The sequence below is a fragment of the Acinetobacter sp. LUNF3 genome, assembly GCF_022699605.1.
Lineage (GTDB): Bacteria > Pseudomonadota > Gammaproteobacteria > Pseudomonadales > Moraxellaceae > Acinetobacter > Acinetobacter johnsonii.
Map to the genome: position 1 here is coordinate 1,712,222 of NZ_CP093968.1, position 14,026 is coordinate 1,726,247.

Genomic DNA, 14,026 nt, shown 5'->3' on the forward strand with positions numbered 1-14,026 from the left:
AATTGTTAATTTTTGCTATGAATGAAAAAAATAGAGTGGCAGTCAAATCACCAACGGAATTTATTCCAGTTTTCAGGATTCGCCCAAAACTTTGAATTAAACCAGTCAGGCACATGCTTATAAGTCAAAATATTAAATTGCCATAAAGCAAAGTCTTTACCATGCGTCGTTTTATCGATCAGTTGAGTAAAACCTAAAGCACGAAGCAGTTGTTCATCCTGCAATTGACTCACCACCACAATACGCTTTGCCATCAAATCTCTTAAACGCACCAATAGTTGTGATTTTTGTTGTGAGCTTATATTTTGCATTTCTGCCGTGTCAAAAAGTACAAAACCTAAATCATAGCGCTGGGTAAAAGGCAGACTTAAAAAGTCAGATACGCTAAAATATTGCCATTGAATAGATTGATGATGATTTGGGCTGAGATCCTGCCCAATGCACAATGCAGTTGAAATAGGCTGTTCTTGAGATAAATCGTCTAGCATAGAAGTAATGACGTTCAGTTCAGCCATAACCGCATCCTTAATATTGAGTGAGTAATTCTGTATGGAACTTCAAGGCATTTGCCATAAAATGCATGCAGGTCTTAAGGACCTTAGTGTAACTGATCAACATACACACAAGGCAAATGTTGAATATAAATTTATCCTAGATCGTTCAGAAGTTGACCTTCCTTTTAACTTGGGTCAAGAAATCGAGATTGAATGGACTGGTAAAATCTTCTGCGTTTCATGTGGTACGAAAACCTCTAAATCGTTTTCACAAGGCCATTGCTTCAAGTGCTTTAAGACCAAAGCCTCTTGTGACATGTGTATTATGAAACCTGAAACCTGTCACTACCACTTAGGCACCTGCCGAGAAGACAGCTTCGCGCATGAAGTTTGCTTTCAGCCTCATATTGTTTATTTAGCTAACTCAAGTGCCTTAAAAGTTGGGATTACACGGATTAGCCAAATGCCAACTCGTTGGCTTGATCAAGGTGCAACCCAAGCCCTTCCAATTATGAAAGTCGGTTCGCGTCGTCTTTCAGGCCAACTCGAAATTATGTTTGGAACACAAGTGGCAGACAAAACCGATTGGCGTAAACTGCTCAAGGGCGAAGCTGAACCACTCGACTTGATTGAAGTTCGCGAACAACTCATCGAAGAATTTGCATCTAAAATCCAAGCCATTCGTGAGGAATTTAGTCAAAACCTTGAGTTCAATGAAACTGTTGAGCTTTTGGAAACCGAACTGCCGCGCGAGTTTGTTTATCCAGTTGAGCAATACCCTGAGAAAATCAAATCCCACAATCTGGATAAAACCCCAGTTATTCGCGGCAAGTTACAAGGGATCAAAGGTCAGTACCTGATTTTAGATACAGGCGTGATTAATATTCGTAAATATTCAGGTTATGAGCTCAAAATTCGTGCCTAAGCTTGTTTATCCTTAAATAAAATTTGTTTATCTACACACATAAAAAAACCTGCACGAATGCAGGTTTTTTTATGTCATACGATTATTTAATTTTTGCATGTGCTTTTAAGTATTGCACATAATCTTCAGCTTCTTGCTGACCACGAAGTTGTTGATATAACTTCGAAAGCTCAGCCAATTGCTCATCCGTCAACGCACTAGACGTCGTCTTGTTTACGTTTGATACCGCTACCACCACCATTTCTGTTGGCAATAATGCTGTTGTTACAGACCACTGTCCTGCTTTTGGTGCCGCTTGGCTAAACGCCGCACGCTCAACTGCACGTGGTAAGCCTTGTGAACGAATAAACACTTGCGGTGGAGTAAAGGTCAAACCGCTCTTGGCAACAACAGATACTGCTGGTTGAGTTTTAAAGTCTTTTAAACTTTGAGCAATTTTGGCTTTAGCAGCATCATAAGCTTTTTGTTCAACCAATTTTGCTTTCACACGTGGTGTTGCTTCTTGAAGCGTTTGGACACCTGCCGCATGATAATCACGTACTTTTGCCCAAACCACATCCCCATTCGGAAGTTGAATGCTGCTGGTCGCGTTACGATCATCGTTTTTAACGTCATCGTTAAACAGTTTCACTTTTACCGCAGCATTACTTAATACAGGATGCTGTGTAGATAAGGTCATGCCTTTTACAGTTTGAACTTGTACACCTTTAACTTCTTGAGACACCACATCTAAAGCATCTGAGTCTACAACCAGTTCATTTAAACTGTTTACAGTATCAGAGAATGCATTGGCTGTTTTATTCTTTTGAACTTCCGCCGTCAAACGTGCTTTTTCATTTTCAAAAGATGGCAACTTCACAGCTGGCGCATCAGTTTCAATGACATGGTAACCAAATTCAGTTTTTACAGGCGCTGATACTTGACCTGATTTAAGTGATGCTACAGCTTGGTCAAAAGCATCACCAAAAGTGCCTTTGTTATAAACTGCTAAAGCACCACCATTCGCTTTAGATGCAGTATCTTCAGAGTATTGAGCCGCAGCTGCTGCAAAGCTTGTTCCTGCTTTAATTTTTGCCACAACCTCTTCTGCACGTTTTTTCGCTTCAGCATCTGTACGTGCATCCGTCGTAATCAGAATATGTTTAACCAAAGGCGCAACATTATCTTTTTGTGCTTCAACAAACTGTGTATAGGCTTGCTGCAACTCCGCATCTGTTACAGGTGAAGCAGCAGCAGGTACATTGGCTGGTGTTAACAGCACATAGTCAACATCTACACTTGCCACTTGTTTAAACATAGCTGGGTGTTGCTTGTAATAGTTTTCAATCTCTTGTGCTGAAACCTTGACGTTCTTTTTATATTCATCAAGATTTACATTGGCAAACTGCACAGTACGCTGTTCTGTTTGTAAGTTAGCAATTTGTTGAATATCTAGTTTACTCACCAATGCATAATCAACAAAAGTCGAACGCATCATTTTTAATGCATGGTCTTGACGTAAGTTTGCAACGAGCGCATCACTACTCATACCCACAGACTGCAAATAGCTTGAATAACGCGTTTCTGAAAATTTTCCATTTTCTTGAAAACTTGGCTGTTGAGCAATCATCTGTTCAATTTGAGTATCACTGAGTGAAATGCCCAGCTTTTCAGCCTGTTGTAATAACAAAGTATTTGCGATCAGTTGGTCCATCGCTTTATCTTTGATAAAGCTTTGGTTGAGTAAAGTTTCATCCCCATTGGCATAAGCTAAGAATTGTTCTTTAAAGGAAGCGGTTAAGGTCTCTAATTCCTTTTCAGAAATATCTTGGCCATTGACTGATTTCACAGCGTCTTTTGATCCGCTACTAAAATATCCTTCAATACCTACAAGTGCTAAAGGGGTCAAAAACAAAATGAGCAAAGCCTTGCCCAACCAACCCTTAATAACTTTACGAAAAGATTCCATAAGTATTCCAATATTTTATTTGCCCGAGATTTTAACTGAAAAGCAGCAATGAATGAATGTGTTATCGACACATTTTCTAATGTTTAATAAAAAACGCGCCGAAAAGGCGCGTTTAGTATTTATTTAAAAGATTAAGCAACTGAATCTTTTAAACCTTTACCAGCTTTGAAGCTTGGTACTTTGCTTGCTTTAATTTCTAAAGTAGCACCAGTTTGTGGGTTACGGCCAGTACGTGCAGCACGTTCTTTCACGTTGAAAGTACCAAAACCAACAAGTGTAACAGTATCACCAGACTTAAGCGCTTCAGTGATTGAAGCAATTGTAGCGTCTAAGGCCTTACCAGCATCAGTCTTAGACAATCCCCCTTTCTCTGCAATTGCATCAATTAATTCTGATTTATTCATGTGGATCGCGTCCTCTTAATATCGTTTATTTAAGGTCCAAAAATTTAGTATAAATTACCGTAACGCCTTTATAGCAATGCTTTAGGTGAAAACGCAATACTCTGTATATGCTTTTTTGGAAAATAAATCACAAAAAAACGTTGAAAAAGGTACAAAAGCCCAACCAGATCACTTTTTACTCACTTTTTCGTTTAACTTCTTATTTTCTTCAATCAAAACATCGATTTTATCATTCAGTTGAAGAATCAGGTTTTCTAAGTACTGAATGTCTTTCACCGTGACCAATCCAATCCGGTTTAAGGAGTGATTTACTCCACGATCCACGATCTTCTCAACCTTGTCTTTAGTATCTGTCACCGATTCACGTGCTTTCTCAGATACCTTCTCAACCGTTTGGTCAGCAATTTCAGTGGTTTTAGATTCTAACTCTTCGCCGACTTGGACCAACGAGTCAAATAATTTATTCCCCTCTTCCTCTGCACGTGAAAAAGCACCCAAACCGGCTAACCAGATTTGCTTGGTATACTTTCTAAAATCCAAACTATTTTTACGGTGAAAATGATGCTTAGTTTTTGTTTTTTTTAGTGTTTCATCTTCTTGCGAAATATCATCTAACTCTATATCTGCTTTTTCCATTAGCACCATCTCCTGCATGATTTATGTGCAAAAACATCCAAAAAATCTTATAGATTGCACTATACTAGCAAATATTAGACTTGATCGATTTGTAAAACTGTTCTACAAAGCATCTTTATTACATTTTTATTTTTAAGTCTGAAGTTTTTGCGAGCAGGATGCTCATTTCAGGTCAGGATTTAGGTTACTACTTATGAGTGATTCTCAAAAAGAACACAATCAAACACATATGCTACTCACTATGGTGATGATTGTTCTTGAGACGATCTTTTCTCTTATTTTAAAACACGACCGTGTGGTTGCACTTCACTGTAAAAAGTTTGTTGAGCAAAATATTGCGATTAAAATAAATAGCTACCTGCCTTATTTCGACTTCTATATCACCTTTACCGCTCAAGGTGTTTTATTTGACGCCAAAGCCCCCGAAAAACCAGTCGACTTAGATGTACGCACCACATTGATGGATTTAATTAAAATTTTCGTCTTTGGAAACCGTCGTAGTATTAAAACCATGCGTATTGATGGTGATATCACCTTAAAAGATGAGTTCCGAGATTTAATTTTACATTTTAGTGCACCTAAAGTTCTTGCCGATTGGAAAAACTGGTTAACTAAACCAACTGATCCGCAAAATGTGGTTGCATCTAAAAAGCGCATTGCACCACTTTTAGAGAAAATTGAAGAACAACGTTCTAAAATCAACACTCTACAGGTTGAAGTGAAACAATACAAAAATCGTATCCGCCGTATCGAGCAACGTCAAAAACGTATAAATGTCACATTTTTTGTGTTTTCTATACTTTTGATTAGCTTATTAGTATATAATATTTGGCTTGCATAACTACATAATATTTCAAGCAAATTAAATACGCACAATCCCTATTAAAAAAACTTGACTATTTTAGTCAGGATTCTTAAAATCGGCACATCTAGTCTAATCATGTGTATCGAATCATGCGCTTAACAACTCGCGGACGCTACGCAGTGACTGCTCTACTTGATTTAGCTTTGCAGCCAACTGAACAAACGATCACGCTTGCAGAAATTGCAGCTCGTCAAACTATCTCTGTTGCTTATCTTGAGCAGTTATTTGCGAAATTAAAGCGCCACGGCTTAGTTTCTAGTATTCGTGGTGCCAACGGTGGTTACCATTTAGCTCGTCGCGCTGATGAAATCACGGTATTAGCAGTTATTGAAGCTGTAAACGAAACAGTTGATGCCACTCGCTGTGACCATAAAGGCAACTGCCAAAATGGCGCAATGTGCTTAACTCACGATTTATGGCAAGAACTCTCCCATCACATTGCCGACTATCTCGCTAAAATCACTCTTGCTGACCTTGTAGCACGTGACAACGTTCAAAAAGTTGCCATTCGCCAAAACACAGCACCTTCAGATTCAGCCCTTTTATCGGTAACAGGTATTTGACATGAAACGTCCAATTTATCTTGATTATGCAGCAACAACTCCTGTAGACCCGCAAGTCGCTGATCGCATGATGGAATGTCTGACATTTGACGGCACATTTGGCAACCCAGCATCTCGTTCTCATGCTTACGGTTGGCAAGCAGAAGAAAAAGTAGAATATGCACGTGAACAAGTTGCGAACTTGATCAAAGCTGATCCACGCGAAATCGTTTGGACTTCTGGTGCAACTGAATCAGACAACTTAGCTCTTAAAGGCGTAGCACAATTCTATGCGTCTAAAGGCAAGCACATTATTACAAGTAAAATTGAACACAAAGCTATTTTAGACACTTGCCGTGAGCTTGAGTCTGAAGGTTTTGAAATCACTTACCTTGAGCCACTTCCAAACACGGGTTTAATTACCCCTGAAATGGTTGAAGCAGCTATTCGTCCAGACACTATTCTTGTTTCACTTATGATGGTAAACAACGAAATTGGTTCTGTGACTGATGTTGCGGCAATTGGTGAAATTACTCGTGCACACAAGATCTTCTTCCATGTCGATGCGGCGCAAGCTGCAGGTAAAGTTGAAATTGACCTTTCAACTATGAAAGTTGACCTTATGAGCTTCTCTGCTCATAAAATTTATGGCCCTAAAGGTATTGGCGCACTCTATGTACGTCGTACTCCACGTGTTCGTTTAAAAGCGCAAATGCATGGTGGCGGTCATGAACGCGGTATGCGTTCTGGTACACTTGCAACACACCAAATCGTTGGTATGGGTGAAGCATTTGAACTTGCAGGTAAAAACTTAGCTTCTGAACAAGCACGCATTCGCGTACTTCGTGACAAGCTTTGGAATGGCTTACAAGACTTAGAACAAATTTTCTTAAACGGCCACCCAACACAAAACGTTGCGAACTACTTAAACGTAAGTTTCAACTTTGTTGAAGGTGAATCGTTAATGATGTCGCTGAAAGACGCTGCTGTATCTTCGGGTTCAGCTTGTACTTCAGCAACATTAGAACCTTCTTATGTATTACGTGCACTAGGTTTGTCTGACGAACTTGCGCACAGTTCAATTCGTTTCAGTTTTGGTAAATACACCACTGAAGCAGACATTGACCATGTACTTACAGTGACGCGTTCTGCTGTTGAGAAACTTCGTGAACTTTCTCCACTTTGGGACATGTACAAAGACGGTATCGACCTTTCTACAGTTGAGTGGGCTGAACACTAATTTTTCCCATTGAAGTCATTCACATACTGGATGGCTTCATTGAAAAATCAAGTTTTGACCCCATATTTAATATTAACGCTGACCCCGAGGTTTGGAGACGCATCATGGCTTATAGCGAAAAAGTAATTGACCATTACGAAAACCCTCGTAATGTAGGTGTATTAGACAAAAATGCTGAAAACGTAGGTACAGGTATGGTCGGAGCACCTGCATGTGGCGACGTTATGCGTTTACAGATCCAAGTAGATGACAACGGTGTGATTGAAGAAGCACGTTTCAAAACTTATGGTTGTGGCTCTGCTATTGCATCAAGCTCTTTAGTGACTGAATGGCTAAAAGGCAAAACTTTAGATCAAGCTCAAGCGATCAAAAACATTGATATCGCAACTGAACTTGCGCTTCCTCCAGTAAAAGTACACTGTTCTGTACTGGCTGAAGATGCTATTAAAGCTGCTGTTGAAGACTACCGCAGCAAAAAATCTAAAGCTTAATTGCTTCGCATTTTAAAGAAAGATTAGGGAGTTTTCATGATCAACTTAACTGAAAATGCTGCAACTCATATCAGCAATTATTTAAAAAATCGCGGTAAGGGTGAAGGTATTCGCGTTGGCGTGAAAACTTCAGGCTGTTCTGGTTTGGCTTATGTGCTTGAATTTGTCGATTCAATTGATGCACATGACACCACCTTTGAGCAGTTTGGGGTGAAAGTATTTGTAGACCCAAAAAGCTTGGTTTATCTCGATGGTATGGAGATGGACTACGTAAAAAATGGTTTAAACGAAGGCTTTGAGTTTAACAACCCAAACAAAAAAGGCGAATGTGGCTGTGGTGAATCTTTCACCGTATAACAGTTCATTAACTTGCTTTTCAACATTAAAACAGTGTGTATCACACTGTTTTAATTGTATTTACATAGAGTGTTTTTGCTTTCGCAATGACCCCCAATTTAGCGCGGAATCCCTCTCCTATGAATCATTTTGAGTTGTTTAACCTCCCAGTAGCACTCGATATTGATTTAGCAACCTTAAAATCAGAATTTTTAAAGTTGCAGCAACAATATCACCCAGATAAAGCTCTCGATAAAGATCAAGCCCTCATAAAATCAAGTGAGATCAATCAAGCATTTAAAGTTTTATCTCAGGTTGATAGCCGTGCAGGATATTTATTAGGATTAAAAAAACAAGATTATCATCTTGATCAATCCATCAATGATTTTGAATTTCTCCAGTCTGCCCTAGAAATCCGTGAACAACTTGATGAAGCACGTTCAGCAGATGAATTACAATCACTCAAATTAGACGTTCAACAATGGATTGATGGTTTAGTCCGCGAATTCAAAATTGATTTTGAAGAGGAAGATTGGGCTGAGGCACGTGATGATGTCCGCAAACTTCGCTTCTTTGTAAAAGTCATGCATGACATAGATAAAGCTGAAGATCGTTTTGAAGATGATGATAGCTTTGATTTAGATGATGAATTTTAACTTATTTTTAATTTTTGACGCTCAAAGGATGTAACACATGGCTCTCTTGCAAATTGCAGAACCTGGACAATCAAGTGCGCCACATGAACACCGTATTGCCATTGGTATCGACTTAGGTACAACTCACTCTCTAGTTGCAACTATACTTTCAGGCAAAGCAAAGGTTTTGCATGATGAACAAGGTCGTGTCTTACTCCCATCGATCGCGCATTATGGTGTAAACCAAACCCAATATGGCGACGAAGCAAAACCATTTTTGACCGCTGATCCTAAAAACACCATCGTTTCAGTCAAACGTTTTATGGGACGCTCTAAAGCCGACATTAAGTTTCAACACCCCTACACCTTAGTGGGTGAAGATAATCAAATGCCTGCTTTTGAAACCGCTCAGGGTCGCAAAACCCCTGTCGAAGTGTCCGCTGAAATTTTAAAGCAACTGAAAGATCGTGCTGAAGCGAGCTTAAAAAATGAAGTCAATGGTGCAGTGATTACCGTTCCTGCATACTTCGATGAAGCTCAGCGTCAAGCGACACGTGATGCCGCACAACTTGCGGGTTTAAACGTATTACGTCTTTTAAATGAGCCTACTGCTGCTGCAGTTGCCTATGGTCTCGACCAAGAAACCAATCTTGCGCATGATCACAACTATGTGATTTATGACTTGGGTGGCGGTACCTTTGACGTTTCAATTTTACGCTTTTCACAAGGCGTGTTTGAAGTGTTAGCGACGGGTGGTCACACTGCATTAGGTGGTGATGACCTTGACCGTTTAATCGTAAAATGGGCGAAAAAAGAACTCAACATTGAGCAGTTCGATGACACTGAATATGCACACGTTTTAGTTGCTGCACGTAAAGCCAAAGAAGCTTTAACCGACGCAGAAAGCGTTCATTTACAAGTCCTAGAGCATAGCTTAACTCTTGATCGTGCGACATTTGAAAGCATTATCAAAGTTGCTTTAGATAAAACGATTAGTGTCTGCAAACGCGTCCTCCGCGATGCCAAACTTGAACTCAGCGACATTCAAAACGTGGTTTTGGTCGGTGGCTCAACTCGCTCTTATGCTGTACAAAACGCTGTACGCGATGTATTTGCTCAAGAGCCATTGTGTACCATCAACCCAGACGAAGTTGTTGCTATTGGTGCATCGATTACAGCCAATCAGCTGATTGGAAACACAGCTGATGGCGCATTACTGCTTGATGTAACTCCTCTTTCTCTCGGTCTAGAAACCATGGGGGGCTTGGTTGAGCGTCTTATTTCACGCAATATCGCAATCCCAGTTGCACGTCGCCAAGAGTTCACCACCTACCAAGATGGCCAAACAGCGATGTTGATTCATGTGGTTCAAGGTGAGCGTGATTTGGTTGAGCATTGTCGTAGCTTAGGTCGTTTTGTCCTTCGCGGCATTCCACCCATGACTGCGGGTCAAGCACGTATTGAAGTGACCTTCCAAGTGGATGCCGATGGCCTACTGACGGTTTCAGCTAAAGAAACAACCTCTGGCGTACATGCACAAATTGACATCAAACCATCATATGGTTTGGCTGATAGTGACATGGAACGATTACTGCTCGATGGTTATAAGTTTGCTGAAGAAGATAAAAATCTTCGTCACTTACAAGAAACTAAAGTTGAAGCAAAACGCGAACTCGAAGCTTTAGAGCAAGCCCTAAAAGTGGATGCTCACCTGCTCACGAGTGAACAACAAGTTGCATTAAATGCGGCCAAAACCTCATTAGAAGCAACACTTGAAACAACAGAAATCAAAGCAATTGAATCTGCTGTTGAACAGCTTAAAATACACAGTGATGCTTTTGCAGCAGCACGTATGAATCAGCATATCGATGCGGCGCTGAAAGGCACAAAACTCGACGACTGGTCAAACTCAAACTAATTTATAGGTAAAGACTATGCCACGTATTAAAGTTCTCCCACATGCGCAAATCTGCCCAGAAGGTGCTGAGTTTGAAGTTGAACAGAATGCAAATCTTTGTGAAAGCTTACTGAAAAATGGGATCAAGATTGAACATGCGTGCGATATGTCCGCTGCATGTACAACCTGTCACGTTGTGGTACGTAAAGGCTTCGACAGCTTAGAAGAAATGAATGATGTTGAAGCCGACCTCCTAGATCGTGCTTGGGGCTTAGAACCTGACTCTCGCTTGTCTTGCCAAGTGAAGTTAGTGGATGAAGACTTAGAAGTTGAAATTCCTAAATACACAATTAACCACGCGTCTGAAAATCACTAATTTTCAAAGCCAAAAAAAGCCACTCATTGTAGTGGCTTTTTTACGACTCTCGCTTTGTATCTCACACCGGCTTTGTTGCATAAATATGTAAGCATCTGATTTAAATAGATTTAATTTTGGATCAAAAAATAATCAAAACTTTTAAAATCATATAGTTATGAAATCTTTGTGCAACAAAGCCATGACCCATTGATAAATTTCACCTAAACCTGTTGAAACTGGCGACATGGTTGGAGAAACATCGCTAGGTAAGTCCGCTTTGACCTCTTGAACCCGCTGATTAATCTGCTGGCGTGCCCAATAGATGTCTGTGCCATCCTCAAATACAATAGTGACTTGGGACAAACCATAACGTGAAATAGAACGAGTCAGCTCTAAATCTGGAATACCAGCCATTGCAGTTTCAATCGGATAGGTAATCCGCTGCTCAACCTCCAGTGCGGTAAAACCATTGGCTTGGGTATTAATTTGTACTTGCGTATTGGTAATATCGGGCACTGCATCGATCGGCAGTTTTTGATAGCTATAAACTCCGACCGCAATCCATGTACAGACAAAGAGCATGACCCAAATTGCATTTTGAATAGAGAACTGAATAATTCGTTCAAACAAACCCTCAGGCTTGGGTAAATCATGATTAGTGTGCATGATCAGCCTCGCCTTTTTCTAGTTCAGACTTAAGGACAAAGCTGCCTTGGCTGACATAGCGTTGTCCTGCTGTTAGGCCTGAAATCACTTCCACCCATTGAGCGTCATTTGAAGCTTGCCCAAGTTGAATGGGCTGCGCTTTCAAATGCACTTGTCCTTTTTGTTCAGCGTCGACCACAAATACCGAAGTTTGGCCTTCAATGTTTTGAATAGCACTTTTATGGACGCGAAGCGCTGTTTTTGAACTGGTATTGTCTAAAAAGATATTCACCAAAACATTTGGACGTAGCTCCGCCGCTTGGCTTTTTAATTTAGCACGTACCACCAAACGTCCTGTTTGTGCATCGGCTTGAGAAGTTAAGCTTTGGATGACAGCTTCATATTTTTGCTCAGAAGCATTCGGCTTAAATGTCAGACTCTGATTGGCTTGTAACTGACCTGAGTACTGAGCAGGCAGATTAAACTCAAGCCATAACTCTTTAAATTGTTCAATCACAAAAAGCTGATCGGCCAATTGTACGTTTTCACCCACTACGATATCTTTTTGGCTAATCACACCTGAAATGGGTGCTTTAATGGCAAAACGACCATTTACCCCACCTGTTGCACCTAGGGCGTTTAAGCGGCTTTGCACCGATTGCACAGTAATCTGCGCTTGTCGGTAAGCATTTTCTGCCCGTTGATAATCTTGCTTGGCAGAAATGCCCTGTGACCATAACTGCTGTTCACGTTGATAATCTTGACGCGCTAAATCCAAGCTAGCTTGGGCCATCCGCAAATTGGCTTGTTGATCGATCAGCTCGGGTACAGACAGTACAGCTAAGGTTTGTCCTTTTTGTATGTTTTGACCAAGTTCAACATTCACCTGTTCCACATGCCCACCAAAGTTTGGCGAAATATGAGCTTGCTGATCGGTATTGACCACAAGCTTTCCGGGTAGAACGGTGACTTGAGACACCACACCTTGTTGAGCTGAAGCGATTTGAATGCCTTGCTCTGTCAGTTGCTGCGCTGTCAGTTGAATTTCACCTTCCTCGGCATGTCCTTTTTCTGCCTCGGGCTTATCCGTATGTTCAGATTCTTCATGTTCGGCATGCGCATGTTCATCGGTGGTTTTATCTTTGGAGCTAAACCAGATCCCAACAGCGATGAGGAATGTAATAAGGAGCAAAAGCCCAATCATCAATGGCTGTGATATTTTTCCAAATTGGTTTTTTAGTTGCATATTATTGTGCTCCGCCAAGGATGAGGTCTTGTATTTGTGCGATCGAATTTTTACTGATTTGGCTAAAAGCATCTGAACTACTGATCTGTTCATAGCTGGTACCGAGGCTGAGTGCTTCTGCGCTCAATGCGGTCTGCCAAGCTTGACGTAATAACTGCAACTGCCCAAGGCGTATGCTTTGCAGTTGTGAGTTGGCTTGTTGAATGTCGGTAATGGACAACTTTCCCGCTTTAAAACCTTGCAGTGTGCGGACTTGCACTTGTTCTGCCAAAGTGGTTTGTTGACTGATCGCACTGAACTGCAGTTTTAGTCCTTTAAGCTCATGCATGGCATTGGCGATATCTAAAATCTGCTGTTTTAACTCGCGCTGTTGCTGCTGATTTAACAAGCTTTGCTGGCGCTGGGCCATCGGAATGCTGTATTGCTGGCGGTTAAAAATATTCAGCGGAATATCCACACCGACACCTAATGTGGTATCGCTACTTTCATTCGGTGCTTGGCTTCGTTTCATGCCGACATTTAAGGTCGGATTAGGACGCGCCTGCACTTTTAAACTTTCAATATTTAAATTGGATTGTTGAATGTTCAGTGCATACAGCTTTTCCAACCAACCTTCAGCAATATAGCGCTGTACTGTGGCATCACTTTGATCTGGCCATGGCATGGTGGTCGCATTGAGTTGAATATCGGCTTTGGTTTCGCCCCATAGGTTTGAGAGTTGACGCTGTGCTACTTGTTCTGCCAATACCGCTTGTTGGTATAAGCGCTGCATATCCAAACTTTCGATTTGCGCACGTTCATAGTCAACCAAAGCAATACTGCCCGCCTGATAACGTTTTTTGGCACTGTCTAAATTGTTTTGACTCACTTTGAGTTGTGCTGCGTACAGCGATTTTTCAACTTGTGCCAAAGCCAATTGAGACCATGCAAATTTCACCACCAATTGGCTTTGTGCTGTCCACAGTTGTTGCTGTAACTGCCCTTGTTGGTGCGCTGTTTCTGCGAGTTTTTGATTGAGCTTACGCTGTCCAAACACATCTAAGGGCTGACTGATGGCAATACTGAGCTCTTGATCGGTATTTGAACCAAAACCATCTTGATTGATATTTAAGCTAGGATTTTGCCATAGGCCACTGTTTTTGATGTTCAGCTCTGAAATGCTTTGACGCTGTTGCCCAATGTCACTTTGGTTTTGATAGCGCTCTACTTTTGCAAAAGCTTCATCTAAAGTCTTGATCGGTTCGGCAAAACTCCACTGCATCGTGGCTGTTGTTATGCCCACAGCAAGGGCTTGGCGTATAAACGCCTTAAATTGATTCGACATGCTTTTTCCCACTAATTTTTAGAAGAAGTGGTGGGAAATG

The 14,026-nt window shown here is 41.0% G+C and carries 15 protein-coding genes and 1 pseudogene; 9 read left to right on the top strand and 7 right to left on the bottom strand.

The genetic code is table 11. From position 1 onward, the window contains the following. Positions 1-47: 47 nt before the first annotated feature. Complete coding sequence (locus MN200_RS08375; RefSeq protein ID WP_004697025.1) at positions 48-515, bottom strand: DUF6231 family protein; 468 nt, start codon at positions 513-515, stop codon at positions 48-50. 34 nt (positions 516-549) lie between these two features. Between MN200_RS08375 and MN200_RS08380 the strand changes: the two genes are divergently transcribed. After that, complete coding sequence (locus MN200_RS08380; RefSeq protein WP_004697022.1) at positions 550-1,419, top strand: DUF2797 domain-containing protein; 870 nt, start codon at positions 550-552, stop codon at positions 1,417-1,419. A gap of 82 nt (positions 1,420-1,501) precedes the next feature. Here MN200_RS08380 and MN200_RS08385 read toward each other — a convergent pair whose 3' ends face one another. The 3 genes from MN200_RS08385 to MN200_RS08395 all read right to left on the bottom strand — a co-directional run bounded on the left by MN200_RS08385 (position 1,502) and on the right by MN200_RS08395 (position 4,407). Then, positions 1,502-3,367, bottom strand: coding sequence for a SurA N-terminal domain-containing protein (locus MN200_RS08385; RefSeq protein ID WP_242759159.1), 1,866 nt, complete (start codon positions 3,365-3,367; stop codon positions 1,502-1,504). A 131-nt stretch (positions 3,368-3,498) separates the two neighbouring features. Beyond that, positions 3,499-3,771 carry an HU family DNA-binding protein gene (locus MN200_RS08390; RefSeq protein WP_004697018.1) on the bottom strand — a complete coding sequence of 91 codons (273 nt, stop codon included), beginning with the start codon at positions 3,769-3,771 and terminating at the stop codon, positions 3,499-3,501. Positions 3,772-3,939: 168 nt separating this feature from the next. Beyond that, positions 3,940-4,407, bottom strand: a complete 468-nt coding sequence (locus MN200_RS08395) for a phasin family protein (RefSeq protein WP_004697016.1) — start codon at positions 4,405-4,407, stop codon at positions 3,940-3,942. Between the two features lie 193 nt (positions 4,408-4,600). On the opposite strand from MN200_RS08395, the gene MN200_RS08400 reads away from it, so the two are divergent. From MN200_RS08400 to fdx, 8 genes are all read left to right on the top strand, one after another. Next, complete coding sequence (locus MN200_RS08400; RefSeq protein ID WP_242759160.1) at positions 4,601-5,248, top strand: hypothetical protein; 648 nt, start codon at positions 4,601-4,603, stop codon at positions 5,246-5,248. 113 nt (positions 5,249-5,361) lie between these two features. After that, positions 5,362-5,835, top strand: a complete 474-nt coding sequence (locus tag MN200_RS08405) for an Rrf2 family transcriptional regulator (protein ID WP_004697011.1) — start codon at positions 5,362-5,364, stop codon at positions 5,833-5,835. A 1-nt stretch (position 5,836) separates the two neighbouring features. Next, positions 5,837-7,054, top strand: a complete 1,218-nt coding sequence (locus MN200_RS08410) for an IscS subfamily cysteine desulfurase (protein ID WP_242759161.1) — start codon at positions 5,837-5,839, stop codon at positions 7,052-7,054. Between the two features lie 104 nt (positions 7,055-7,158). Further along, positions 7,159-7,545, top strand: coding sequence for a Fe-S cluster assembly scaffold IscU (gene iscU / locus MN200_RS08415; RefSeq protein WP_004697007.1), 387 nt, complete (start codon positions 7,159-7,161; stop codon positions 7,543-7,545). Positions 7,546-7,581: 36 nt separating this feature from the next. Further along, positions 7,582-7,902 (top strand): iron-sulfur cluster assembly protein IscA, encoded by a 321-nt coding sequence (iscA, locus tag MN200_RS08420; protein ID WP_004697006.1) that lies wholly within the window; start codon positions 7,582-7,584, stop codon positions 7,900-7,902. 119 nt (positions 7,903-8,021) lie between these two features. Further along, the gene (gene hscB / locus MN200_RS08425) at positions 8,022-8,537 is read left to right on the top strand and encodes a Fe-S protein assembly co-chaperone HscB (RefSeq protein WP_004697004.1); all 516 of its coding nucleotides are present in this window, start codon (positions 8,022-8,024) and stop codon (positions 8,535-8,537) included. Between the two features lie 37 nt (positions 8,538-8,574). Further along, entirely contained in the window at positions 8,575-10,434 is a 1,860-nt protein-coding gene (hscA, locus tag MN200_RS08430) for a Fe-S protein assembly chaperone HscA (RefSeq protein WP_242759162.1), read from the top strand. Positions 10,435-10,450: 16 nt separating this feature from the next. Further along, positions 10,451-10,789, top strand: a complete 339-nt coding sequence (gene fdx / locus MN200_RS08435) for an ISC system 2Fe-2S type ferredoxin (RefSeq protein ID WP_004697000.1) — start codon at positions 10,451-10,453, stop codon at positions 10,787-10,789. Between the two features lie 180 nt (positions 10,790-10,969). On the opposite strand, the pseudogene MN200_RS08440 reads toward fdx, so the two are convergent. From MN200_RS08440 to MN200_RS08450, 3 genes and pseudogenes are all read right to left on the bottom strand, one after another. After that, positions 10,970-11,437 (bottom strand): annotated as a pseudogene (locus MN200_RS08440) (efflux RND transporter permease subunit); the annotation flags it as partial. Then, on the bottom strand, positions 11,427-12,662 hold the full coding sequence (locus MN200_RS08445; protein WP_058869595.1) for an efflux RND transporter periplasmic adaptor subunit: 1,236 nt from the start codon (positions 12,660-12,662) through the stop codon (positions 11,427-11,429). The gene MN200_RS08445 and the pseudogene MN200_RS08440, both read right to left, overlap by 11 nt. A 1-nt stretch (position 12,663) precedes the next feature. After that, on the bottom strand, positions 12,664-13,986 hold the full coding sequence (locus MN200_RS08450; protein ID WP_058869594.1) for a TolC family protein: 1,323 nt from the start codon (positions 13,984-13,986) through the stop codon (positions 12,664-12,666). Positions 13,987-14,026: the final 40 nt, after the last annotated feature.

Bases quoted from the DNA above. Each gene is read 5' to 3' on its own strand.
- MN200_RS08375 (WP_004697025.1), bottom strand. From the start codon at position 515: ATGGCTGAACTGAACGTCATTACTTCTATGCTAGACGATTTATCTCAA.
- MN200_RS08380 (WP_004697022.1), top strand. From the start codon at position 550: ATGGAACTTCAAGGCATTTGCCATAAAATGCATGCAGGTCTTAAGGAC.
- MN200_RS08385 (WP_242759159.1), bottom strand. From the start codon at position 3,367: ATGGAATCTTTTCGTAAAGTTATTAAGGGTTGGTTGGGCAAGGCTTTG.
- MN200_RS08390 (WP_004697018.1), bottom strand. From the start codon at position 3,771: ATGAATAAATCAGAATTAATTGATGCAATTGCAGAGAAAGGGGGATTG.
- MN200_RS08395 (WP_004697016.1), bottom strand. From the start codon at position 4,407: ATGGAAAAAGCAGATATAGAGTTAGATGATATTTCGCAAGAAGATGAA.
- MN200_RS08400 (WP_242759160.1), top strand. From the start codon at position 4,601: ATGAGTGATTCTCAAAAAGAACACAATCAAACACATATGCTACTCACT.
- MN200_RS08405 (WP_004697011.1), top strand. From the start codon at position 5,362: ATGCGCTTAACAACTCGCGGACGCTACGCAGTGACTGCTCTACTTGAT.
- MN200_RS08410 (WP_242759161.1), top strand. From the start codon at position 5,837: ATGAAACGTCCAATTTATCTTGATTATGCAGCAACAACTCCTGTAGAC.
- iscU (WP_004697007.1), top strand. From the start codon at position 7,159: ATGGCTTATAGCGAAAAAGTAATTGACCATTACGAAAACCCTCGTAAT.
- iscA (WP_004697006.1), top strand. From the start codon at position 7,582: ATGATCAACTTAACTGAAAATGCTGCAACTCATATCAGCAATTATTTA.
- hscB (WP_004697004.1), top strand. From the start codon at position 8,022: ATGAATCATTTTGAGTTGTTTAACCTCCCAGTAGCACTCGATATTGAT.
- hscA (WP_242759162.1), top strand. From the start codon at position 8,575: ATGGCTCTCTTGCAAATTGCAGAACCTGGACAATCAAGTGCGCCACAT.
- fdx (WP_004697000.1), top strand. From the start codon at position 10,451: ATGCCACGTATTAAAGTTCTCCCACATGCGCAAATCTGCCCAGAAGGT.
- MN200_RS08445 (WP_058869595.1), bottom strand. From the start codon at position 12,662: ATGCAACTAAAAAACCAATTTGGAAAAATATCACAGCCATTGATGATT.
- MN200_RS08450 (WP_058869594.1), bottom strand. From the start codon at position 13,986: ATGTCGAATCAATTTAAGGCGTTTATACGCCAAGCCCTTGCTGTGGGC.